Source organism: Paenibacillus apii, assembly GCF_011043685.1.
GTDB lineage: Bacteria > Bacillota > Bacilli > Paenibacillales > Paenibacillaceae > Paenibacillus_AQ > Paenibacillus_AQ sabinae.
Genome location: NZ_JAAKGU010000003.1, coordinates 201134 through 224698, shown reverse-complemented (window position 1 = coordinate 224698; position 23565 = coordinate 201134). Strand labels below are relative to the sequence as shown.

22 protein-coding genes are annotated in these 23565 nt (G+C 53.7%); 18 read left to right on the top strand and 4 right to left on the bottom strand.

Going from position 1 to position 23565, the window contains the following annotated elements; genetic code table 11:
* Window positions 1-42: 42 nt before the first annotated feature.
* The 3 genes from G5B47_RS09365 (at window position 43) to G5B47_RS09355 (ending at window position 2521) form a co-directional block, all read left to right on the top strand.
* Window positions 43-921: a carbohydrate ABC transporter permease gene (locus G5B47_RS09365; RefSeq protein ID WP_165097189.1), complete on the top strand. Its 879-nt coding sequence runs from the start codon at window positions 43-45 to the stop codon at window positions 919-921.
* Between the two features lie 9 nt (window positions 922-930).
* A complete protein-coding gene (locus G5B47_RS09360) occupies window positions 931-1773 on the top strand; it encodes a carbohydrate ABC transporter permease (RefSeq protein ID WP_165097186.1) in 843 nt (280 codons plus the stop codon).
* Window positions 1774-1936: 163 nt separating this feature from the next.
* The gene (locus tag G5B47_RS09355; RefSeq protein WP_165097183.1) at window positions 1937-2521 is read left to right on the top strand and encodes a GNAT family N-acetyltransferase; all 585 of its coding nucleotides are present in this window, start codon (window positions 1937-1939) and stop codon (window positions 2519-2521) included.
* A 208-nt stretch (window positions 2522-2729) separates the two neighbouring features.
* On the opposite strand, the gene G5B47_RS09350 is transcribed toward G5B47_RS09355, so the two are convergent.
* Together G5B47_RS09350 and G5B47_RS09345 are read right to left on the bottom strand one after the other, a co-directional pair.
* Window positions 2730-3497: an SDR family NAD(P)-dependent oxidoreductase gene (locus tag G5B47_RS09350; RefSeq protein ID WP_165097180.1), complete on the bottom strand. Its 768-nt coding sequence runs from the start codon at window positions 3495-3497 to the stop codon at window positions 2730-2732.
* An 18-nt stretch (window positions 3498-3515) separates the two neighbouring features.
* Complete coding sequence (locus tag G5B47_RS09345; protein WP_025333758.1) at window positions 3516-3971, bottom strand: S-ribosylhomocysteine lyase; 456 nt, start codon at window positions 3969-3971, stop codon at window positions 3516-3518.
* Window positions 3972-4235: 264 nt separating this feature from the next.
* Between G5B47_RS09345 and G5B47_RS09340 the strand changes: the two genes are divergently transcribed.
* Genes G5B47_RS09340 through G5B47_RS09315 form a run of 6 tightly spaced genes read left to right on the top strand, consistent with a single transcriptional unit; the run spans window position 4236 to window position 10039 of the window.
* Window positions 4236-5096 (top strand): MetQ/NlpA family ABC transporter substrate-binding protein, encoded by an 861-nt coding sequence (locus G5B47_RS09340; RefSeq protein WP_165097179.1) that lies wholly within the window; start codon window positions 4236-4238, stop codon window positions 5094-5096.
* A 21-nt stretch (window positions 5097-5117) separates the two neighbouring features.
* Window positions 5118-6332: an aminotransferase class I/II-fold pyridoxal phosphate-dependent enzyme gene (locus G5B47_RS09335; protein ID WP_165097176.1), complete on the top strand. Its 1215-nt coding sequence runs from the start codon at window positions 5118-5120 to the stop codon at window positions 6330-6332.
* The gene (locus G5B47_RS09330; RefSeq protein WP_165097174.1) at window positions 6329-7420 is read left to right on the top strand and encodes a methionine ABC transporter ATP-binding protein; all 1092 of its coding nucleotides are present in this window, start codon (window positions 6329-6331) and stop codon (window positions 7418-7420) included. The genes G5B47_RS09335 and G5B47_RS09330 overlap by 4 nt, the downstream gene beginning before the upstream one ends.
* Window positions 7417-8073 carry a methionine ABC transporter permease gene (locus G5B47_RS09325; RefSeq protein WP_165097171.1) on the top strand — a complete coding sequence of 219 codons (657 nt, stop codon included), beginning with the start codon at window positions 7417-7419 and terminating at the stop codon, window positions 8071-8073. The genes G5B47_RS09330 and G5B47_RS09325 overlap by 4 nt, the downstream gene beginning before the upstream one ends.
* A gap of 59 nt (window positions 8074-8132) precedes the next feature.
* The gene (locus tag G5B47_RS09320) at window positions 8133-9263 is read left to right on the top strand and encodes an iron-containing alcohol dehydrogenase family protein (protein WP_165097169.1); all 1131 of its coding nucleotides are present in this window, start codon (window positions 8133-8135) and stop codon (window positions 9261-9263) included.
* 56 nt (window positions 9264-9319) lie between these two features.
* A complete protein-coding gene (locus G5B47_RS09315; protein ID WP_165097166.1) occupies window positions 9320-10039 on the top strand; it encodes a 5'-methylthioadenosine/adenosylhomocysteine nucleosidase in 720 nt (239 codons plus the stop codon).
* Between the two features lie 84 nt (window positions 10040-10123).
* Here the strand turns inward: G5B47_RS09315 and G5B47_RS09310 are convergent, their stop codons facing one another.
* Window positions 10124-10915 carry a Cof-type HAD-IIB family hydrolase gene (locus tag G5B47_RS09310; protein ID WP_165097163.1) on the bottom strand — a complete coding sequence of 264 codons (792 nt, stop codon included), beginning with the start codon at window positions 10913-10915 and terminating at the stop codon, window positions 10124-10126.
* A 230-nt stretch (window positions 10916-11145) separates the two neighbouring features.
* On the opposite strand from G5B47_RS09310, the gene G5B47_RS09305 reads away from it, so the two are divergent.
* The 8 genes from G5B47_RS09305 (at window position 11146) to G5B47_RS09270 (ending at window position 20711) form a co-directional block, all read left to right on the top strand.
* Window positions 11146-11859 carry a metal-dependent hydrolase gene (locus tag G5B47_RS09305; protein ID WP_165097161.1) on the top strand — a complete coding sequence of 238 codons (714 nt, stop codon included), beginning with the start codon at window positions 11146-11148 and terminating at the stop codon, window positions 11857-11859.
* A 307-nt stretch (window positions 11860-12166) separates the two neighbouring features.
* Window positions 12167-13969, top strand: coding sequence for a cache domain-containing sensor histidine kinase (locus tag G5B47_RS09300; RefSeq protein WP_165097158.1), 1803 nt, complete (start codon window positions 12167-12169; stop codon window positions 13967-13969).
* Window positions 13962-15155 carry a response regulator transcription factor gene (locus G5B47_RS09295; RefSeq protein ID WP_165097155.1) on the top strand — a complete coding sequence of 398 codons (1194 nt, stop codon included), beginning with the start codon at window positions 13962-13964 and terminating at the stop codon, window positions 15153-15155. Before G5B47_RS09300 ends, G5B47_RS09295 begins: the two co-directional genes overlap by 8 nt.
* Window positions 15156-15422: 267 nt before the next feature.
* The gene (locus G5B47_RS09290) at window positions 15423-16748 is read left to right on the top strand and encodes an ABC transporter substrate-binding protein (protein WP_165097153.1); all 1326 of its coding nucleotides are present in this window, start codon (window positions 15423-15425) and stop codon (window positions 16746-16748) included.
* Window positions 16749-16838: 90 nt separating this feature from the next.
* Window positions 16839-17714 carry a carbohydrate ABC transporter permease gene (locus G5B47_RS09285; RefSeq protein WP_165097150.1) on the top strand — a complete coding sequence of 292 codons (876 nt, stop codon included), beginning with the start codon at window positions 16839-16841 and terminating at the stop codon, window positions 17712-17714.
* A gap of 33 nt (window positions 17715-17747) precedes the next feature.
* A complete protein-coding gene (locus G5B47_RS09280) occupies window positions 17748-18575 on the top strand; it encodes a carbohydrate ABC transporter permease (RefSeq protein WP_165097148.1) in 828 nt (275 codons plus the stop codon).
* A 267-nt stretch (window positions 18576-18842) separates the two neighbouring features.
* Complete coding sequence (locus G5B47_RS09275; RefSeq protein ID WP_165097145.1) at window positions 18843-19076, top strand: hypothetical protein; 234 nt, start codon at window positions 18843-18845, stop codon at window positions 19074-19076.
* Window positions 19077-19238: 162 nt separating this feature from the next.
* Window positions 19239-20711 (top strand): amidase family protein, encoded by a 1473-nt coding sequence (locus tag G5B47_RS09270; RefSeq protein ID WP_165097142.1) that lies wholly within the window; start codon window positions 19239-19241, stop codon window positions 20709-20711.
* A 164-nt stretch (window positions 20712-20875) separates the two neighbouring features.
* Here G5B47_RS09270 and G5B47_RS09265 read toward each other — a convergent pair whose 3' ends face one another.
* Window positions 20876-21877, bottom strand: a complete 1002-nt coding sequence (locus G5B47_RS09265) for a lipoate--protein ligase (protein WP_165097140.1) — start codon at window positions 21875-21877, stop codon at window positions 20876-20878.
* Window positions 21878-22051: 174 nt separating this feature from the next.
* Here G5B47_RS09265 and G5B47_RS09260 point away from each other — a divergent pair, with 174 nt between their 5' ends.
* Window positions 22052-23560, top strand: a complete 1509-nt coding sequence (locus tag G5B47_RS09260; RefSeq protein WP_165097137.1) for an aminotransferase-like domain-containing protein — start codon at window positions 22052-22054, stop codon at window positions 23558-23560.
* The last annotated feature ends 5 nt before the right edge of the window (window positions 23561-23565 follow it).

Below are 23565 nucleotides of genomic sequence, written 5' to 3'. Positions count from 1 at the left end.
TCAGGGGCTCTCCGCCTTCACTTTTACCCGGAGGTACCGAGCATGGAGATTCTTCTTCGCCGTAAATGGATAATAGCCGCCGGACTCCTTCCGGCCCTGCTGATTTATACCCTGTTCTCAGTCTATCCGATTCTCAGCTCCATCTATTACTCGTTGTTCAAATGGGACGGCTTCTCGCCGAAACAGTGGCACGGGCTTCAGAATTATGCCAATTTGATCGGCGACGGCGTCTTTTGGCAGTCTATCCGGAACAATCTTTATTTCGTGCTCTTCTCCGTGCTGGGAGAAATCCCGCTTGGCCTATATCTCGCGATTATGCTGAATGGCAAGCTGTTCCGCAGAGACGGCATTTTTCGAACGGTCTTCTTCATGCCTGTCGTCATCTCCACAATCGTTGTCTCCCTGATCTGGAATATGTTCTACAACTACCAATTTGGCCTTGTTAATACGGCGCTGCGGGCTTTCGGTCTGGACCACTGGGCGCAGAACTGGCTTGGCAATCCGGGGCTTGCGATCTTTGTACTCTGTCTTGTGGTGGTCTGGCAGTATACCGGGCTGTACATGGTAATCTTTCTGGCCGCGCTGCAAAATGTGCCGTCGGAGGTGCTGGAAGCGGCGGAGCTGGATGGCGCCGTCGGTTTTAAACGGACATGGAATATTGTGGTGCCGATTATCGCGGATACGATTTTTGCTTCCATCGTGCTGTGCATCAGCGGCGCGCTCCGCGCGTTCGATTTGATCTTCATCATGACGAACGGAGGACCGAGCCATTCCACGGAAGTGGGAGCCACTTACATGTTCGCCCAGACCTTCAACTCGATGAAATATGGGTACGGAAGCGCGATTTCCACGGCAATCATCATTATCAGCTTTGGCCTGATTATGATAAGCCAGTTCATGATGCGATCTCTGAAGAGGTGATTTTTGTCTATGGTACAACGACTGCTGCTCAAACGGCCCTTGTCGGCTCATATCCACCGCCTTGTTCTCGTGCTGCTGCTAGTGGTTAACATTTATCCTCTTCTGTGGATGATTCTTAATTCGCTGAAGACGGAGCAGGAACTGTCCATGAATCCGTTCGGAGTGGCCCGGAAGCCGATGTGGAGCAATTATATTGAAGCCTGGAAAGTGGCCAAGCTGGGTCCGTATCTTGTCAACAGCATTACAGTTACGCTGGCCTCGGTTGTGCTCACGCTGCTGGTCGGAGCTTTGGCCGCGTTCTTTTTAAGCCGATTTCAGTTCAAATCGAAGGGCTTTCTGCTTGTCTATTTCACCTTCGGCATGCTGATTCCGATCCACGCCACACTCGTACCGTTGTTCATCGAAATGCGCACTTTTAATCTGCTGGATAACCGACTGACTCTGCTGCTTCCCTATACGGCCTTCAATTTGCCGATCACGATCTTTATTCTGGCGGGCTTCATGAACGCTTTTCCGAAAGAGGTGGAAGAGGCCGGAATTGTGGATGGCTGCAGTGTGATGGGTGTATTTGGACGACTGATTGTTCCGATGCTGACGCCAGCGCTGGCGACGGCCTTTATCATTAATTTCCTGAATAACTGGAATGAATTCTCCTTCGCGCTGGTACTGATCAGCGATAGTGCACTCAAGACGCTTCCGCTTGGTCTGGCCAATTTCGCGGGTCAGTATAACCGCAGCTACACGCTGCAAATGGCGGGGTTGACGATCGTGCTCGTTCCCACGCTTCTCTTCTATCTCTCGGTTCAAAAATATCTGACCGCCGGCATGACCGCGGGAGCGGTTAAAGGATAACCTTCGGTGTCGATCATGAGAAACTGCGGGACGACATTATCGGCGCGCTGAGCCGGTATGGGGAAGGCACCGGTGCCGGACAAGATTAGTTCATATAATACCGGCTTCCGTGCGGGGAACGAGTGATATAATGGCATTACTTTTAAATCCCGGAGGGACTGCCATGACGCATTCTGTTGATCCTATTATGCTTTCCATTCCCGAAAGGTTAGAGACGGAGCGGCTGCTGATCCGTGCTCCGCTGTGGGGAGACGGCGCTGCGATGAACGAGGCGATTCTGGAAAGTCTGGAGGAGCTGCGGCCGTGGATGCCTTTTGCCCGAACCGCCCCCACCCTGGAGGACTCGGAGAAGCATATACGGCTGGCAAGGGTGGAGTTTCTGAAGCACTCGGAGCTGCATATGCTTATTTTCAATAAGCACACGGGAGAGCTGATCGGGAGCAGCGGCCTGCACCGGATCGACTGGGATATCCGGAGCTTCGAGACCGGCTACTGGATCAGAACCTCCTGCGCGGGGAACGGTTATATTACGGAGGCAGTGAACGGCATTGCCGATTTCGCCATCCGCGAGCTTGAGGCGAACCGGATCGAGATCCGGTGCAATGCGAAGAACGTCAAAAGCGCGGCGGTCGCGGAGCGTGCGGGCTTTACGCTAGAGGGCATTTACCGAAATAACCGGCGAGGGGAGAACGGAGAGTTAGAGAACACAAAAGTGTTCGCCAAAGTAAGGGGCATTGAGTACGAATAGAGGCGATGCCGGTTAACAGGACGGACGCCATTCTCCGGAACGTGAAACGCTCGAAACAAGAGCGGGAGAGCGGCAGATGAACGGTCGGAAGGGGTCCGTGAACCGGTAGCGCCTGATTAGTAAAAAGGAACGAACCAACCGCATCCGCGGCAGATTCGCTCCTTTTTTCGTTCTATATGAGTATTCCCGCACCGATGCCGCCCCTGAACTAGTTCATAGTCATGCCGCCTGTCACATTAATCGCCTGTCCGGTCATGTATGACGCAAGATGGCTCGCCAGGAAAAGCACGACGTTCGCGACATCCTCCGGCTGCGCCGTCCGGCCCAGCGGCACCTGCGAACAGTCCTCGGCCAAAATGTCCTCCGGCGTCATGCCGCGCAGCTGCGCCCCTTCCACGCGTTCGCGCCGCTTCATGTCCGTTTCGACTATGCCCGGACATACCGCGTTCACCAGGATTTGCTTGCGGGCAAGCTCCAGGGCCATAACCTTGGTAAATCCGAGCACGGCATGCTTGGAGGCGACGTAGCTCCCCATGCAGCGGTAGCCGTTCTTCCCGGCTTGCGAGGCGATGTTGATGATGCGTCCGCCGCCGCCCTGCCGCAGCATTTGCCTCGCCCCCGCCTGAGAGACGAGAAAGACGCCTTTGGCGTTGACGTCCATCACCTTATCCCAGTCGCTTTCCTTGATGTCCACCGCAAAATCCATCGTTGAAATCCCGCTGTTGTTCACCACGAAATCGATTCTTCCGAAGGTTGCCACGGCATAGGCGATCAGCTTGTCGGCGTCTTCCTCCTTGGTCACGTCGCAGCGGATCACCGCCAGCCGTTCCAAGGGCCGCTCCTCGCCTTCACAGGCGATATCTCCGATAACGACATTGGCTCCCGCCTGCAGAAACAAATCCGCGATTCCTTTGCCGATTCCCGACAAGCCTCCGGTAATAACCAGCGTCCTGCCGGTCAGATTGATCGTCAGCATACTTTGCTCGCTCCTTGCTTAACGCGAGAAGGGATCGTCGCTGATGCCCGCCTCAAGCACAAGCTTGGCGTATTCCTTCGCTCCGAAGAGGGAATGGTCCTTGTAGTTGCCGCATTCCAGCGCGCTGACGGCCGGTACGGTCTCCGTCTCCAGAACCTTGCGCAGCACTTTAGTTAGCGCCGCCGCGACCGCGGCCGGCTCATGCTCATCCCAGATAATCAGATAGAAGCCGGTGCGGCATCCCATAGGCGAAATATCGATAATTCCGGGCAGCTCATCGCGCAGATAGGTTGCCAAAAGATGCTCCAGCGTGTGAAGGGCCGCAGTCGGCACTGCATCGGTATTTGGCTGAAGCAGCCTTAAATCATATTTTTGCAGAACGGCTCCTGTTCCGTTTCGTTCCGTCCCGGCTACGCGCACATAGGGGGCTTTAACTTTCGTATGATCGAGTTGAAAACTTTCGACTTTTGCCATAGGTCTCTTCCTTTCGCGAGTTGTTCTATGTTTCTATGAGTTGCACTCTTATTTCAAAGTAGCATACTCGGAATTCGAAGTAAACTATTAATTCATACTTATTCGATAGAGTTAATGAAATCGGCAATAACCCGCGTTCCCAACGTATTGACAGTAATAAAGATGCATACTATGATATAAAACAATTAAAATCCGATTAATTTAATGGGTAAAGTTTGAAAATCGGATATTTTATCAAAGTGGATATTTAAGGGGGAAACTAGTATGAAAAAAAGAAAGATTCAATGGATGTCGCCGTTATTTGTCATTATGGCTGTTGCGCTTCTCATCTCGGGCTGCGGTCAAAGCACAGGCGCCTCATCTTCGGGAAACGGCTCGAAGGAGGAATCCAAGACGCTGCGAATCAGCTTTAATCCGGGGCCTTACAGCGATCAATTCAAGAACGGCGTAGCGCCATACCTTGAGAAGAAAGGATACAAGATTACATACAAGGAGTTCACGGACGGCATTCAACCGAATGTTGCGGTGGCGAATGGGGAGATTGACGCCAATGTGTTTCAGCATTCCCTGTACCTTGAATCGATCAACAAAAGAGAAAGCATCAACCTGATTGGTGCAGTGCAGGTTCCGACGCCTCCGATGGGCCTCTATTCGAAGAAGCACAAGAGTCTGGATGAAATCAGCGACGGCGCCCAGGTCAATCTGCCGAACGAGCCGGTTAATATGCTACGGGCATTGACGATTCTGAAAGAAATCGGCTGGATTACGCTGAAGGACAATATTGATCCGCTGCAAACCTCGCTTAACGATGTAACTTCCAATCCGCATAACATTGAATTTGTGGCGACGGAGCCGGCGCAGGGGCCTCAGGCGCTTCAGGATGTGGATTATGCTGCCATTCAGGGTAACTTCGCCATTGCGAATAATATCAAACTCACCACGGCGCTGAAGCTTGAAAATATGACGGACCCATTCACCAACATCGTGGCGGTGGACAGCAAAAACAAAGACAAGCAGTTCGTTAAGGACATTATCGAAGGCTATCATTCCCAGGAATTCAAGGACTATATCAAATCCAATCCGGCGTATGAAGGCTACAGATTGCTGGCTTATTTCAACGAATAACAATCAGGAGGAGGTGTTATCATGGCGAATTTTAAACCTTCCGCTGTCATTGGCCGGCTCCCCGAGCACTATTTCAGGGTACTTAAGGAAAAAGTGGCCGACTACCGCAGCAGAGGCATTGATATTATCGATCTATCCAGCGGAAATCCGGATCAACCGACCCCGGAACACATCGTTCGCAGCCTGAAGGAAGCGGCAGACAAGCCGGAGAACCATGGATACCCTCCTTTTTACGGAAAAAAGAGTACGCTTGAAGCCGTCGCCGCCTTCTACAAACGCGAGTATGACGTCGATCTGGACCCGGAAACGGAGGTTGCCGTTTTTCACGGATCGGGCATCGGCATTATGGGGATCTCGCAGGCCTTTCTCGGTGCCGGGGACATTCTGCTGACGGCCAATCCCGCTTATCCGCCGTATTATGCGGCCGCGGCGCTGGCCGGAGCGGATGTGCATGCGATCCCGGTATACGAGAAGGACGGATTTCTGCCGGATTACCGCACGGTTCCTGATGAGGCCCTCCGTCGCGTGAAGCTGCTGCTGCTGAATTACCCGAACAATCCGACCGGGGCGCTGGCGACGCGGGACTTCTTTGAGCAGTCGATCGCTTTGGCCGCCGAGCATCATTTTCCAGTGGTGAACGATTTCGCGTACGGCGCGTTAGGCTTCGAAGGACATAAGCCGATCAGCCTTCTGCAGGTTCCCGGAGGCAAGGAGTATGGCGCGGAAATCTATTCGCTGTCCAAGACCTTCAATATGGCGGGATGGCGGTTTGGGTTCGCCGTCGGCAACGCCTCGGTCATCGCCGCCTTGAAGCTGTATCACACCCATGTGTACAGCACGATATTCGGCGCGGTGCAGGATGCCGCTGCCGCCGCGCTGCTCGGACCCCAAAGCCAAGTGAAAGAGCTGGGTGAACGCTACGAACGCAGGCGCGATATTTTGGTATCGAAGCTGCGCAGCATCGGCTGGGACGTTTCCGCTCCCGCAGGAACCTTTTTCGCCTGGTTTAAAGTGCCGGAAGGCTATCGTTCGCGGGAATTTGCCGAGAAGCTGCTGGAAGAGGCCCACGTTGCGGTCGCTCCGGGCGAGGGATTCGGCTCACAGGGCGATTCCTATGTGCGGGTTGGACTGGTGAACAGCGAGGAGCTGCTGCTGGAAGCCGCCGAGCGGATTGCCAAGTCGGGAATCTTCCGCGGGTCTGCCGTTCATTCAAGCGAAAGGAGCCATCGAGGATGATCGAATTACAGGATATTCACAAAACGTTTAAACGCAAGGGACAGACGATTGAAGCGCTGAAGGGCGTGAACCTGCGGGTGGAGAAAGGCGATATTTATGGCGTCATCGGCTACAGCGGAGCCGGCAAAAGCACCCTGATCCGGATGGTTAATTATTTGGAGCAGCCGACGAAAGGCCGGGTCTTGGTGGAAGGCGAAGCGCTGGATCAATTCTCGCCGGCGCAGCTCCGCAAGGCCAAGAAGAAGATCGGGATGATTTTTCAGCATTTCAACCTGCTGGAATCGAAGACGGTATACGACAACATCGCCATTCCGCTCGTGCTGCTGAAGCAGGACAAGAAGCGCATCCGGGAGCGCGTGACCGAGCTGCTGCAGTTTATCGGACTCAGCGACAAAGCGGACAGTTACCCGAAAGAGCTGTCGGGCGGCCAGAAGCAGCGGGTGGGCATAGCCCGGGCGCTGGCGAGCAATCCTTCGATTCTTCTGTGTGATGAAGCGACCTCGGCGCTTGATCCGCAGACGACCAAATCGATTCTGGACCTGCTGAAAAAGATCAACGAACAGTATCACATCACCATTCTCATCATCACCCATGAAATGGCCGTCATTCAGCAAATTTGCAACAAGGTGGCCGTTATGGAAAAAGGCGAGATCATCGAGCAGGGCGAGGTGCTGGAGGTCTTCGGCAACCCGCAGCATCCCACGACGGAGAGCTTCGTGCGGACCGTTATTCAAACCTCCGTCCCGGATAGCGTCCTCCGGACGCTTCGGCCGAATGGAGCGGGGCGGCTGTTCAAGCTGAAATTTGTAGGAGGAAATGCCTCGGAGCCGATCGTCGACAGCCTGATCCGAAAATATAACGTCAGCGTCAATATACTGTTTGCGAACATGAGTGAAATCCAGAGTACCACGCTGGGAACCCTGATCTTGCAGATACAGGGCGAGGACAAGGATATTTTCCGGGCGGCGGAATTTCTCGGAACACGGGGTGTGGAGATTCAGGAGCTTCGGGATTATCAGAGCCTTCCGGAAGCAGAGGACGCTAAGGACGAGGTAAAGCAGAGAACGTTTAAGGAGGCAGCCGTATGAATACGATTATAACCGCCGATCAGTTGTTTCAGGCGCTGCGTGAAACGGTGGTCATGGTCGGCGTATCGCTTTTTTTCGGAGCATTGCTCGGCATCCCGATCGGCATCGTGCTTGTAATTACCCGGCCGGGGGGAATCCTGCGGAACCGGTTCGTCTACGCGGTGCTTAATCCGCTGATCAATATCATCCGGTCGCTTCCGTTCATTATTTTACTGGTCGCCATCATTCCGTTCACCCGGATTCTCGTTCACACTTCGATTGGGACCAGCGCCGCCATCGTTCCCCTGGTTGTCTATGTGGCGCCGTATATCGGCCGGCTGGTCGAGAACTCCCTGCTGGAGGTCAGTCCCGGCATTATGGAGGCCGCCGAAGCGATGGGAGCGACGACGTTTCAGGTGATCTGGCATTTTCTGCTCCCCGAGGCGTTCGGTTCCCTCATCCTGACGATGACTACCGCAACGATCGGACTTATCGGCGCGACGGCGATGGCCGGAACGGTCGGCGGGGGTGGCATCGGCGATCTCGCCATCTCCTATGGATACCAGCGTTTTGACACCTTTGTCATTCTCGTAACGGTTGCCATTCTTATCGTGTTTGTTCAGGGTATACAATCCGCGGGGAACCGGTTTGCCCGCAAGGCGCGCCGGGATTAAACCGAAGTCTCTGGCGAAATCCTGAAGGGTGAACTTCAGCGGATGAAAATAAAGGAGGAATGGGAAGGGTGGCAGATACACTGATCGTTCGCGCGGCTCCGCAGGAATATATTTGCGGGCCGGGCAGCTGGAACGGGCTTGAGCAGCACCTGGAGCGCAGGGGGATTTCCTCCGCTCTCGTCGTGCGCGGCGGACGTTCCTGGGAAGCGGCCAAAGGCTATTTTCCCGAATTCAAGCGGGTGGAGATTCAGTTTTACGGCTACGGCGGGGAATGCACCTATGCCGAGCGGGACAGAATCGCCTCGGAGGTAACCCGGCTCGGGCTTCAATCCATTATCGCCGTCGGCGGAGGCAAGGTGAGCGATTCGGCGAAGGCTGCGGCCGCGCTGCTGCGGATACCCGTCGTTATTTTGCCTACTTTGGCGGCAACCTGCTCGGCCTGGTCCTCTCTCAGCGTGATGTACGACAAGGCCGGAACAATGGTCGGCTTCGAGGTCTATCCTCACAGCAACTCGCTCGTACTGCTGGAGCCGCGGGTGATTCTGGATTCCCCTCCGGAGCTGCTGGTCGCCGGGATCGGGGATACGCTGGCCAAATGGTATGAAGCCGACGCGATTATCGCTCATTTGCCCTCCCCGTCTGAAGAGATCGCGCTGGCTCATTATGCCGCGCGCAGATGCCGCGACAATCTGATGGCCCACAGCGCCGAAGCGCTTGCCGCGCAGGAGGCGGGGGAGTTGAACGACGCTTTCGTCAGGGTGGTGGAGACGAATATTATGACCGCGGGCCTTGTGGGCGGCTTCGGCGAGGATTACGGCCGCACCGCGGGCGCGCATTCTATTCACGATGCCCTGACGATTCTGCCCGAGACTCACCGGCTGCTGCATGGAAGTAAGGTCGCGTACGGAGTGCTTGTTCAGCTCGTTCTCGAAGGAAAGCAGGAGGAAGTCGTCCGTCTTCTTCCGTTCTACGAGAAGATCGGGCTGCCTGCCGCCCTGAAGGATATGGGGCTGGACGGCTTAAGCCGCGAGGTGCGGCTCAGAGTTGCGGCCCGCGCGGCCGAACCGGGCGCTTCCATCCACCGCATGCCGGGAACGTTCGACGCGGTCACCGTGGCGGGTGCGATGGAAGATTTGGAGAGCCTTGTAGCGGCGATTCGCGTCCGCGAAACGGTTGCGGCGAGCCGCTAAGGGAAGACACACCGGGGCTGAAGGAACCTTTGGCCTTGGTTTGAAGGAGAGAAGCAATGAGTATAGCGATTATTGGCGCGATGGAAGAAGAGGTTGATGCCGTAAGAAGCCGGCTGGAGAATGTCCGGAGAGAGGAAGCGGCGGGAGGCATCTATTACAGCGGAACTTTTGACGGGCGGGATCTTGTGCTGCTGCAGAGCGGCATCGGCAAAGTCAACGCGGCTCTGACGACCGCGCTGCTGATCGAGCGCTACCGGCCGGAGCTGATTATTAATACCGGCGCTGCCGGCGGCATTGGAAGCAACTTGCGGATCGGCGATGTCGTCGTTGGGACAGAGCTGGCTTACAGCGACGTTGACGCGACGGCTTTTGCCCGGTACGAATACGGGCAAGTGCCGCGTATGCCTTCCCGTTATCCCGCGCGGGCGGAATTTCTGGCTCTCGCGCGGCAGCTTGCCGCCGGAAAGCCTGACGGGAGAGTCTTCACCGGCCTGATTACGACGGCCGATTCTTTTATTGGCAGTAAAGAGGCGGCCGATTTCATCCGCGGGCGGTTCCCGGAATCGCTGGCGACGGATATGGAAGGAGCAGCGATCGCCCAAACCGCGTACCGTTTCGGTGTGCCGTTTCTGGCGGTGCGCGCCATTTCCGACCTCGCCGGAACCGCTGCGGAAGAGCTGTTCACCTCCAACCTGGAACTGGCGGCTGCGAACTCCGCCGGGTTTGCTCTGGACTGGGTGAAGCTTTACCACACGGCGTTACGCGCCGAAGTATAAGCTTCGTAAGGCAAGCACTACACATACAGACAAAGGGAGCGCTAGACCCGTACGGCTTTGGGTTCGCGCTCCCTTTGTCTTTTTTTACAGGATGAATTTATCGATAACTTGCTTGACGCCGTCCTCGTTATTGCTTGCCGTTATATAGTTCGCAATTTCCTTCAGCGCGGGAATGGCATTGCCCATCGCTACCCCAAGGCCGGCCGTCTCCAGCATTTCATGATCGTTCCAGGAATCGCCAACCGCGATTGTCTCGGACACGTCGCAGCCGAAATAATCGGCGAGGAACTCAAGCGCAAGTCCCTTCGTGCCTTCGCGGTGCATGATCTCGAGGAAATGCGGCTTCGATTTGGTAATGTGCACCGCGTCGCCGAGAAGTTCCCTAAGTTTGGGCGCCAGTTCGTCGAGGAAGTCGGGATCGTCGATGATCAGCAGCTTAGGGGTCTTGATCCCGGCAAGCTTTTTCCAATCCGGCTCAATGTAGTATTGGGTCTTGTTCAGCGTTGCATAATCGATCAGCTTCTGGTTCTCCTCGCGGGAGTACAGCTTGTCGTCGACATAGGTTTGCAGGTGAAGGTTGTGCTCTATGCAGTATTCGAAGACTTTATGAACCGCGTCCTGGGGCACATACCGCTCGTACAGCACCTTCTCGTCGATCAGGTTCTTCACCAGGGAGCCCTGGTATGTAATGATCGGCACGTTAAGACCGGTCTGGCGGGCAATGGCCTGGGCCGATGCGTAGGCGCGTCCGGTGGCGAGCGTAACGACCACACCCTTGGCGACGGCCGCTTCCAGCGCCTCCTGCGTGGCGGGGGTTACTTCCTTGTCATCATTGATCAGCGTATCGTCAATATCGATGGCAATCAGCTTGTACATTCGGTTTCTCTCCTTAGTAAGTCCTCTGCTTGGTAAACGGACTATTTGTCTAGATTGTATCCTAAAAAGAAAGCGAGAACAATTGCACAAATCTGGACTGGACAAAAAGAAAAAGGCTTGTTATACTTCGGTAGCCGCACATTTGTTCGCGTTTATGAGAGAGGGCTGTCCATTTTAAGATGGGCGCACCACGTTTCTCCTGACATCTTAGAAAGGGGCGAAGCAGAGCAATGATGGGCAAATCCCACCTGGTGATTAGCACCGGAGTCACTTTGTCGGCCATGCAGCTGGCCGGCATTCATATCACGGTTCCCGCCGTCGCCGTAGCGGCGCTCAGCTCGCTGCTGCCTGACATCGACGAGCCGAATTCGCTGCTCGTGCGCAAGGCGGTTCCCTCCATGCTGCTGCGTACGCTGCAGTTAGCGTTAATTGCCGCAGCCATCTTTTTGTATTTTGCGGACATCGCGCCTTATCCCTGGAATATCGTGCAGGCGCTGCTCGTCGGCAGCGTGGCGTTTCTGCCGGGACGAAGGCTGCGCAAGCTCGTCATGCTGCTGATTGCAGTGGGGCTGATTGCGTTCGGAAGCGCTTATGATCCGTGGAATGCGATTGCGGGCAGTATTCTGGCTATTGCCGCCGTCGTTCCCCACCGGGGCCTGACCCATACGCTGTACGGTTTGGCCGGGTGGACGGCGCTGCTGTATATGGCCGGGAAGGGAATGGAAGGCGGAGAACTGCTGTGGGTTGCCGGAGGACTATCCTACGGGCTGCATCTGCTCGCGGATTCCCTCACCCAGCGGGGCATCACCCCGCTGCCGCCCCTCCCCTTCAAGCTTCGCCTGAAGCTGATGAGCACCGGCACGAAGAAGGGCGGGGCCGTAGAAGGCACATGCGTGGCGCTGACGCTGGCGCTTGTCGTCCTTACTTTTATTGTTGGCCGGTAGCGGTGGCTTCGGACTCTCGAAGTTCGACATGTCCGCATAACGCGCGGGCCGATGCGCGAAGAGCTTTTAACCGTCCGGGATTCCCGGAGCTTAAGCCTTCGCGCTTTTTTCTTGTCAAAAGATTTGACTTTCTTACTTGAAGCACAAATAATGGAATTCAGCTTGAGGCGATCGAATACATGGTATGATTAATGTGATGAATAAGCGATATAGGATGAATTGAACGGAGAAATAGCGTGGCTGAGATTAAGGTCCATGGATGAAAAGGCGGATATTTTGCAAGCGTAGTCATAAGGAGGGGGAGAGCATGGGAAACGGTATAAAGGGATGGTTCGGGAGACTGCCGATCCGCCGAAAGATCATCCTCATCTTTATGCCGCTGATCATCTTTCCGCTGCTGGCGCTTGGTCTGCTGTCCGGGGAAATGTTCAGCCGTTCGGTGATTGAGAAGACCAAGAACAACGTCCGGGACGAGTCCCGGCTTATTCTCTCTCAGATTGACTCCATCGTGAAAAATACGGAGAGCAGCGCCAATATTATGCTGACCGATATCAACCGTCTGTATGATGAACGCTCGGCCTCGCCTGAGGTACTGGAGGAAGAGAAGTTCCGCAATCTGATGGAGAGCCGCCTTTCCATTGACCTGGTGCTGTTTCCCGATGCAGACTCGGCCGTATTCGTCGATGTGACCGGAAGGGTGTATTCGTCGTGCCCTCCCCAAGAGAGCCGGGACAGAAAGGTACTATATAGCGGCCTGCCGGAGAAGGTGAAAAAGATGGGCAGCTATGGCGTGGGCCGCTGGCTGCCGGTGGAACGGCGGGATTTTATGGTCAGTGATCCTGCTGTTCCCGTGCTGACGCTGGGCAAGATCGTATTCGACCTGGATACCGGCAATGAGCTGGGTACGCTGTTTGTCAATGTCAGGGAGACGACCTTTGCTTCGATTCTACAGGTTATGGGCGAGAACTTGGCTTCCAAGCAGTATTATATTGTGGATGGCGCTGGAAGAATCGTTGCGTCGCCAAATGAACAGCTGCTGCTGAAGCCGTTCGCGGCAAATGTGTCCCCGGATCTTCTGGAGCGTGAAACCCCGGTTTCCGACATTGTCAGCTCGGGAGAAGGGAGCAAATTGGCAACGGTAACCGCATATGACAGGCTGGACTGGAAGCTGGTGAACATGGTTTCACTGCAAACGCTTAACAGCGATATCCGCCGGAACTTTGCCCTGACGTTCGCTTTCGGCGCTTTATGTCTGCTGCTGTCGCTGCTGCTTGCGGGGAAGCTGTCGCAGATTATTGTGAACCCCCTGCTTCAGGTTACAAAGGCGATGCGGAAGGTGAAGGAGGGCGACATCCATGTCTCCTCGCCGGTAACAACGCAGGACGAAACCGGGCTGATCGCCACGGTCTTCAATTCCATGGTGCAGCAGATCAAAGAGCTGCTGAAAGCCATAACCGAGGAACAGGGCCGCAAGCGGGAGTACGAGCTGGCTCTGATACATGCGCAGATTAGGCCTCATTTTTTATATAATACGCTGGATACGATTTATGTTCTGAACGATTTGGGAATGAATGAGGAGGCCCGGGATACGACCAAGGCGTTGGCCGATTTCTACCGGGTGGTGCTGAGCAAGGGCAGTGAACTGATACCGCTTGCTGCCGAGATTGACAATGTCCGGGATTACCTTAACATCATGCAGGTCCGCAATCCCGACGTGCTTCGCTATGAAATCGATGTTCCGCCGGAACTTACGGGCGTGATGGTGCCCAAGCTGTCGCTCCAGCCGCTTGTGGAGAATGCCATCTACCATGGGCTGAAAACGAAAGGCAGCCAGGGACTAATCGCCATCCGGGGAAGAAGAGACGGGGATGATGCGGCGATTGCCGTGATCGATAATGGGGTTGGCATGTCACCCGAGCAGATGCAGAAGGTTACGCGATTTGCCTCCGGGGACGGCAAGCCCGCATCCATCGGAATATACAGCGTCTATGAGCGCATCAAGCTCTACTTCGGTGAGCCGTACGGGCTAACGGTCCGCAGCAAGCCGGGGGAAGGGACGGTAATGGAAATGAAGGTGCCCTGGAAGGAGAGGAAGGCAGGCCATGTATAAAGTGATGATAGCCGACGATGAGCCGCTGTTCCGGTATTACATGCGCAGCAAGCTCGATTGGAGCGGATACGGCTTTACGATCTGCTGTGAAGCGGCCAACGGACGGGAAGCGCTGGAGGAGGCGAAGCGATACCTGCCCGATTTGGCGCTGATCGACATCAGCATGCCCTATATGAACGGTCTGGAGCTGGCCGAGAAGCTGAAGGTGAATGTGCCCGGGCTGCTGATCGTTTTTGTAACCGGACATAATGAATTTGAATACGCGCAAAAGGCGGTGCGGCTGGGCGTCCATGATTATCTGCTCAAGCCGTTCGACCAGCGGGAGTTCGGGTCCATGATGGGAAAAGTCAAAGAAACCCTGCGTCTGCGGGAAGGATTCGTCCCGCTGGCTGGCGAAGCCGACGGGAAATTGGCTTTGCCGTTCATTAAGGAACAGTCGGCGCAAAAGGCCCGGGCGCTCTTCAGTGAATCCTCGGCGGCTCCCGGGGAAGGAGCGCCCCCTGTTCGGCACGAGCTTCATCCGGGAACCCATGAAACGCTGCTGATGGCACTGAAGATGCGCGATCATGAGGCCGCCGCGGGCGAAATCGGCCGGACCATTGCCCAGTTTCGGGTTCGGCGCACCGGAGACCGGTTTGCTTTAACCGTTCTGATGAGCTATGTTTCGCTGTGTCTGTCCTATGCGGGCGAAATCGGCATGAACCCGGAGAGCCTGTGGCAGCCGGCGGCTTCACCGGAGCAGCGTCTTCGGGAGATGGTCTCCTGGGAGGAGACCGAGGAATGGATTGCCGGTCTGTACCGTAAAGTGATCGAGTACAGACCCGACGCGCGCCCCTCCAAATCGTATAATTTATTTCTGGCCGCCAAGGATTACATTCACCGACACTACTCCGATCCGGAGCTGACGGTCGATCAGGTGGCAAGCGGCATGTATGTCGATTCCAGCTATTTGCGCAAAGTATTCCGCAAGGAAGGGGCCATTGCCGTTCTCGATTACATCACCTATACGCGGATGAAGCAGGCCAAAGATCTGCTGGCCGAAGGCAACGTCAAGCTGGCCGAAATCGCCGAAAGGGTGGGCTACGCCGACCCGAATTATTTCAGCAAAAGCTTTAAAAAGCATTACGGCATGCCGCCGTCGGAATTCGAGCAGCGGGAGATCCGCATTCGGCAGAGCGGGCAATAGCTTTAAATATAGGCGATCATGGGGCGGTCCGTATTGGGCCGCTTTTTACGATGTCAGCCTGGATAACCCATCCAAGGCTCCGAAGCACTTCGGACATTTTAGCGGCTGCTTTTGTCCCGGATATTACCGATTATGCCCGGTTTAACCCTTATCGGTTATAGCGGGCTTCACTATAATTAGAGACATCAACCGACTGGAAGCGCTAACAAAGAGCGGTTTCAGAAACAGGATGAATTTTGGGAAGGTAAAAAAGAAAGGGGATTCAATATGAAACCGAAATATATGAAAGCGCTTAGTGTACTAGCTGCTCTATCCCTGACCCTCTCGTTGACCGCTTGCGGAGGAAGCAAGCCGGACAATTCAGCCTCCTCCGCAAACAGCGGCGGGGCAAACGACGGATCGAAGAAAATTCAAATCAAAGTATATGCGCAGCATTTTGACGAAGATACCGCCAAGCCTTTCGACTATGCGGTGGAAGAGCTGAAGAAGGAAATGCCGAATGTGGAAATCAAGCTGGATGAAGCGGTGCAGGACGGCTACCAGAAATTGAAAACGTATGCTGCAACCGGTAACATGCCGGATATTTACGAGACGGACTGGACAACGCTCCAGACCTTTGCCAAATCCAAGAACGTCGAGCTGCTCGACAGCTATCCGGAAACCGCTGACTTCAAGTCCAAGCTGAACACGGGGCTCGAATCCCGGCTGACCGCTCCGGACGGACATGTGTACGCCTTCCCTTATACGGGAATTGAGTTCCAGCTTCTTTACTACAACAAGGAAATCTTCCAAAAGGCCGGTATTCAGACACCGATAAAAACGGTCGATCAGCTGGCCGATGCCGCCAAGAAGCTTTCCACCGCAGGCTACACGCCAATGGCCATCTTCGCTAAGGAAAAATGGATTACAACCGCCTTCTACGCCGGATTGGCAACCCGGGAAGATGCAAAGGGCTTCGGCGATCTGGAAGCGGGTAAGCCGGCCGCGCTGCCGCCAGCGTTTGTTACAGCCGCTGAGCAGATGAAGAAGCTGCAGGAAGCAGGGCTGTTCGATGCCAACGCCACCAACACCAACTATGACCAGGCTTCGTCCCAATTCTATTCGGGCAAAGCGGCCATGTTCGTCAACGGCCAATGGGAGATTTACAGCAGCACGGAAAAGCTGGGCGACAAGGTAGACTGGATGTACTGGCCGGCCAAGGATGAAGCGACCTATGACAGCAGCAAAGGCTTTATCAACGGTGCGGGCGCACCCGGCGGATTCTCGGTATCCCCAAGCAGCAAGAACAAGGAAACGGCCGTGAAAGTGGCAAGCTTCCTTGCGCAAAAATACAGCGAATACAAATATACCGAACTGGGCAGCCCGATTGTATCCGTCAAAGTGGATAAGCCAATGACCGGCGAAGTGCCTCCTATGATGAAGCGGATTGCGGATGAAGTTCTGCCGAACGTGAAGAGCTACGCGACAGCGGTCAGCAATATTCAGATCAAAAATGCAATCGATGACAATACCCAGAACATGCTGGTCAGCGGCTTTACGGTGAAACAATTTACAGATAATGTTAACCGGATTCTGGCCAAGGAAAATAAATAACTTGGTTCAGAGAAGTCTGTTCGAAAGCAGCCGCCTGCTTCCCATGGGAAAACGGGGCTGCTTTCTAAAAAAGGAGTGGAATCATACGGTATGAACAGATATTTAAGCAATAAAAAAGCGATTGCGCTGTTTTTGCTTCCGGCCCTGCTTATCTATAGCGTCGTCATTATTTATCCGGTGCTTCAGACCGTATACCGGAGCTTCTTTAACTGGGACGGGCTGAGCACGGCAACCTGGAACGGGATTTCCAACTACAGAGATCTTTTGCAGGACCCTCTGCTTATCACTTCCCTGCGCAACGGCCTTCTCTTCGCGCTTGTGCTTGCGGTGTTCCAGATTGGACTTGGGACGGTGCTCGCGCTGGCCTGCGCGGACCCGCGCATCAAGGGACGCAAGCTGCTGAAGACGTCTTATTTTATCCCGGTCGTCCTATCCGTCACCGTTGTCTGCCAATTGTGGATTGCCATGTACGACCCGGCCAACGGGCTGATCAACCGTCTTTTTAACCTGCTGCATATTCCTTACCAGCAGAACTGGCTCACATCGCCGACTGTTTCCATTATTGCGATTGCGTTCGTCAATGCCTGGCAGTTCATGGGATATCAGTTCAGCCTGCTGTACGCGGGCGTCAAGTCCATTCCCGAACAGTACATGGAAGCGGCTACGATTGACGGCTGCTCCAAATGGATGGCGCACCGCAAGGTGACCATTCCTCTGATGAAGGAAAACTACAAGTTCTGCCTGATCGTTGCGATTACCTCCGGGATCGGAGCGTTTGTGCAAATGCTGATTATGACGAGCGGCGGACCGGGAACAAGCAACTATACCCTGACGTACATGATTTACCGCTATGCCTTTATGGAGAGCAATTATGGCTATGCCTGCGCCGTTTCGGTTGTGCTGGTTGGCTTGTCCCTGCTGGCGACAGTGATTATCAATAAGACGTTTGACCGGAACGAAGCGTAAATAGAGCGTTGTCCGGCAAGGAAGGAGTGCTATATGAATAAGCTGAGAGCGGTTCTGGTTCAGACTCCGTTATGGATCTATTTTGTGATTTCCGTCTACCCTCTGGTATGGATGATTTCGTATTCCCTTAAAAATAACGATGAAATTTTCGTCACCAACCCGTTTGGCTTTCCGACGCATTTCAGAATCGAGAATTATATTGCAGCCTGGTCGCAGTTCAATATTCCGCGCTATTTTATCAACAGCTTTGTCGTCTCAACCATTTCCACACTGCTGATTATTGTGCTGGCCCTGATGTTCTCGTTCGCCATCGCAAGAATGCGCTGGAAGTTCCGCGAGAGCGTCAGATTGTATATGACCATCGGCATGTTCATGCCGCTTCAGGTGATCATGATTCCTCTTGCCATTCTGGTTCGCGATTTTCATTTGACGAATACCTACGGCGCGCTGATCGTTCCCTATGTCGCCATCGGCCTGCCCTTCTCCTGCCTGATATTCTACGGCTTCATGAAAGGGATTCCCGGCGAGCTGGAGGAATCGGCCTGTATGGACGGAGCGAATATTTACCGGATGTTTCTCCAGATCATTGTGCCGGTAGTAACTCCCGCCATCGCGACGGTTGCCATTTTCCAATTCCTTAGCAACTGGAACGAATTCATGCTCGCCTATATTCTCATTTCCGACGAAGCGATGAAGACGCTCCCGCTCGGCCTGCTCTTCTTCCAGGGACAATACAGCACCGATTGGGGCGGCATGGGCGCGGTTATGACGATTGCGAGCTTGCCGATGGTTATTGTCTATCTGTTCTTCAGCGAACAGGTCGAGAATGCGATGACGGTCGGTTCGGCTGTAAAAGGGTAATCATTCAGGGACTCGTGAAGCCTAGCTTTATAATTCCTACGGTTATTGTTCCTATATGTGTAAAATCACAAGCCGGGCTTTTGAACATTTCAGTTTAAAGGTTCGGCTTTTTTATTGTCATAATAATCCATGAGGGAGTAACTTTGGCGGAGAGGTTCTCAATGACTTGAGTATAGACGAGGTGTTGAAGCACTTTACGGAACTCAGGGAGATGCAGGAGATAGAGCATTTCTGAGAGCGCTGCATTTTTATGAGGAAAATAGCCGGGTGGATCAACAGGTCGAAGCTTTGAATAACGATAATGCGGATGAGTTTCTAAGGCTGGTCAATGAATCCGGCAATTCCTCCTGGAAATGGCTGCAAAATTGTTATTCAAATTCGGCGCCCGAGATCCAAGGGGTAACGGTACATTTGGCTCTTACCGAACTCTTTATTAAGAGAATACGGGGCGGTAAATTTAAATCTTCTGTAATACTAGAGCGTCCCGCTTTGACAAATTAACGTGTACGTTCAAGGCTTTTTTGACGCTGGCTTCGATTATGGTCTGGCTGGTTTATTTTGCATACACGCCCTAGCTCAATCCTGCTGTAGTGTTATCCATCGTGGTATTATTGGATTACTGACTACATAATTTTGGAAGACTGGGGCTGATGGGGCGTGTATATGAAAGATCCTTTTAAGATAAAAAACTTCGATCTAGAAGAAACAAGCATATTGGATTTACAAGACGCGATGGCCCATGGAAAAACTACCTCAAGAGAATTAGTGTTTTGTTATTTATCCCGTATTGCAAAGTATGATCAGGATGGTCCTCACATCAATGCAATTATGGAAATCAATCCCGATGCCATCTTCATTGCAGAGGCGCTCGATTTAGAGCGGCAGCGTAAGTGCAGTAGAGGCCCTCTTCATGGAATTCCGATTCTTGTGAAGGATAATATCGAAACCGGAGACAAGATGCAGACTAGTGCGGGAGCATTAGCATTGGCACAGCATGTAAGCAAGGAGGATGCTTTTCTGATCCGGCGGTTAAGAGAAGCAGGAGCTGTCATCTTGGGCAAGACCAATATGACAGAATGGGCCAACGGCGTTTCCTCCACCATGTGGGCAGGATACAGTTCAAAGGGCGGTCAGGTCACGCACCCTTATGGTGAATTTTTCACAGGTGGGTCTAGTACTGGATCGGCGGCTGCGGTTGCGACGAATCTCGCAGCGGCGGCGATAGGTACAGAAACCTCTGCTTCCATTCTAAGTCCGGCCGTACAGATGTCTATCGTGGGCATCAAGCCGACCGTTGGATTAATCAGCCGTTCGGGGATTATCCCTTTTTCTTACTCCCAAGATACGGCCGGACCGATGGCAAGAACGGTTTCGGATGCGGCAATTCTGCTTAGTGCATTAGTTGGGAGGGATGAGCAAGATCCGGCTACTTGGCGGAATGAAAGCTGTCATACCAAGCAGGACTACACCGCATGCCTAGACAGAGAGGGATTATACGGAGCGCGAATTGGAGTCTTCTGTGAGGTACCCGATCATGTGCGAGAATCTGGCGAGTATGATGAGGCGCTATTCAATCAGGCAATCTCCGACTTGATTAAGGCAGGAGCCGAAGTGGTGGAGCAAATAGATATTCCCTCGTTTCATGGACCATGGAAGTGGAATAAGATGAATCTGGAATTCAAACATGGAATAGAGAATTATCTGCATCACCTTCCGGCACACATGCCGATTCATTCATTGTCCGAGCTAATCGAATGGAATAAGGAGCATGCTGAAAAAGCTCTAAAATACGGTCAAGATTGTTTGGAGTTCCGGGAAAGGCTGGCCGATCCCCTAAAAAATAAAGATTATATCCTGGAATCCATAATGGATTTGCATCTTGCTCAGAATGAAGGAATCGATTATGCGATACAACGTAATCAATTGGATGCGATAATGTTTCCTGCTTATATTGGAGCGGATCTATGCGCTAAAGCGGGCTATCCGTCCATTGCTATCCCCGCGGGGTATAGAGAGAACGGCAGACCCTTTGGGATTACTTTTGCTGGAACAGCATTTAGCGAGCCTACTTTAATTCGCATAGCATATTCTTTTGAGCAAAGAACGAAACATCGCAAAAAGCCTGTATTCAACTAACGGAGCGTGAGCTATCCTCCGCTGCAAAATCCGATCGAGACTGCGTTTCGTGCTATTGACGGAAAACAGCGTGTTTAACACAGGACTCAAAATATAAAAAAAGCGTCCCGGCATTATTCATGGCGGGGCGCTTTTCGTTTGCTTTTGTCAGCTAATCCTGAATCCTATTCCTCCAGAAAAATCAAACCGATGACATCCTCCGGCTCGATGCGTCCGAAATAATGCTTCAGATCAAGATGGGAGAGCGCCTGCCGAATCTCCTCCTGCTCATACCGCTTGCCGCGCAGCGCATCTTCTACGTCGGCCACGTCGCCCACGCCGAAGAAGTCGCCGTAAATCTTGATTTCCTCGATCCGCGCGTCCTTGATCTCCATTCGAATATCGACGATGCCGCCGGGGAACTTGACCGCATGCTTCACATTGCTCTTCGGCGACTTGCCGTAGTTCCAATCCCAGTTCTGGTAACGCTCCTCAGAGATTTTGTTGATCTGGAACCAGTCTTCCTCAGTAAGCTTGTACTGCGGCACCTCGGCAGGCTCCATCCCGAAGATGGACCGGAGAAGGCCCGCGCGGAATTCCTCAATGGTCATGTCTGTTCCAAGCAGCTCCTTAATATTGGCGACCCGGCTGCGGACCGATTTCGTGCTCTTGGACTTGAATTTTTCCGGATTCGCATTCAGCGACGCCTGCACGTCGTCCAGATTCAGGTCGTACATCAGCGTGCCGTGGCTGAACATGCGCCCCCGGGTCGAGAACTGTGCGTTGCCGGAAATCTTTTGCTCCCCGACCTGAAGGTCATTGCGTCCGCTCAGCTCGGCGTTAACGCCCATGCTCTTCAAATAGTCGATGACCGGCTGGGTGAATTTCAGAAAGTTATGAAAGGAATCGCCGTCGTCTTTAGTAATGAAGCTGAAATTCAGGTTGCCGAGATCGTGGTAGACCGCCCCTCCGCCGGACAGCCGGCGCACCACCTTGATATTATGTTCTTGGACATATTCCTGGTTGATTTCTTCTATAGTATTTTGATGCTTGCCGATGATAATGGACGGGCTGTTGATATAAAAAAGCAAGTAGCTGTCGTCCATGGGCAGAAACTTCAGCGCGTATTCCTCAATCGCCAAATTAATGGCCGGGTCCGTAATTCCGGCGTTATCGATAAAGAGCATAGTCCATTCCTCCGTTTAGGCTAATGAATACAGCTATTATTTTAAACCAGTTTCGCCTGTTTCACAAAAGAGATCCGGTCCCCCGGAGAACCGCGCCCGGCGGAAATCGCCGCTTGCGCGGTTCTTTTTTTGTCTGCGCAAATATGCCATGATAACGGTGGAGGAGATGCACGTATGTTCAATGATTTCAAGCTTGCGGAGGGGCGCCCGGTCTATCTCCAGGTCAAGGATTACATGAAACGGCTGATTGTCCAAGGGGCGCTTCAGGCGGACCGGCGGCTTCCCGCGACAAGAGAGCTTGCCGGGCTGCTCGGCGTCAGCCGCAATACGGTCATCTCTGCCTATGCGGAACTTGAGGAAGACGGATTCGCCTACACGGTTCAGGGCAGGGGCAGCTTCGCCGCCGAGGTGACGCCCAAGCGTACAGCCGATGAGGGGATAGCCGGCGGTTGCGGAAAGCTGGACTGGAGCGAACGCGTCAGTGAATACGCCCTCCTCGCGGAGGAACTGGACCTGATGAAGCGCGGCATCCGGGGCGCGAAAGGGATCATCTCGTTTACGAGCATTGCGCCCGACGAGAAGCTGTTCGATCTGGACAGCGTAAGGCGCGCTTTTTCGGACCGGATGGCCGTGGAAGGCAATGTGCTGCTAAATTACGGCTACGCCAAGGGCTACAAGCCGCTGATCGACTATTTAATGGACTATATGGCCCGCAAGGGCGTGGATACTCAGAATAAAGATATGCTGATTACGAGCGGCTTCACCGAAGGCTTCGACATCGTGCTGTCTGCCATCAGAAAGAATAGCGGAATGGTGCTGTGCGAGAACCCGACCCACAATACGGCCATCAAAAACTTGAAGCTGCACGGCTTCGGGATCAAAGGTATTGCGATGGAGCCGGACGGTATCAGCATTGGTGGGCTGGAACAGGCGCTTGAGGAAGGGGCTTACGACCTCGCCTATTTCGTTCCGTCCTACCATAACCCGACGGGCATCGTGACCTCTCTGCAAAAAAGGCTGGAGCTGATGACCCTGATGAATCGCTACGGGATTCCCGTAATCGAGGACGGCTTCAATGAAGAGCTGCGTTACTCTGGCTCGCATGTGGCGCCGCTGGCAGCCATGGCGGGTGCGGGAAATGGCGTCATTTATATCGGCAGCTTTTCCAAGGTGCTGTTTCCGGGTCTCAGAGTAGGCTGGGTGCTGGCGGACCAGCAACTGATCGGCACACTGGAGAGCATCAAGCGGGCCCGGAGCATTCATACCTCGACGCTCGACCAATCGCTGCTGTATCAATACTTGCATAACGGAAATCTGGAAAAATATTTACGCAGATCCCGGACCGAATATAAACGGAAATACGAGTGGACGCTTGCGTGCTGCCGGGAGCTAATTCCTTATTCCACCCTGTCGGGAGACGGCGGGCTGCATCTGTTCATGACGTTTGAGGAGGGCTTCGACACAAGGGAACTGCTGGCGGCCTGCTCGCGAAGAGGCGTAATCTTTACGCCGGGGGACAATTTCTTTACGGACGGAACAGGCGGGAATACGCTGCGCCTGGGCTTCTCCAGAGTGGCGGATGAGGACATCCGCAAGGGAATCGCCATTATTGGCGAAGCCGCAAGAGAGATGTTGAACAGCCAAGGAAGGAATGACGGCAGCCGGCGACAACAGGATGAATAGGCTTG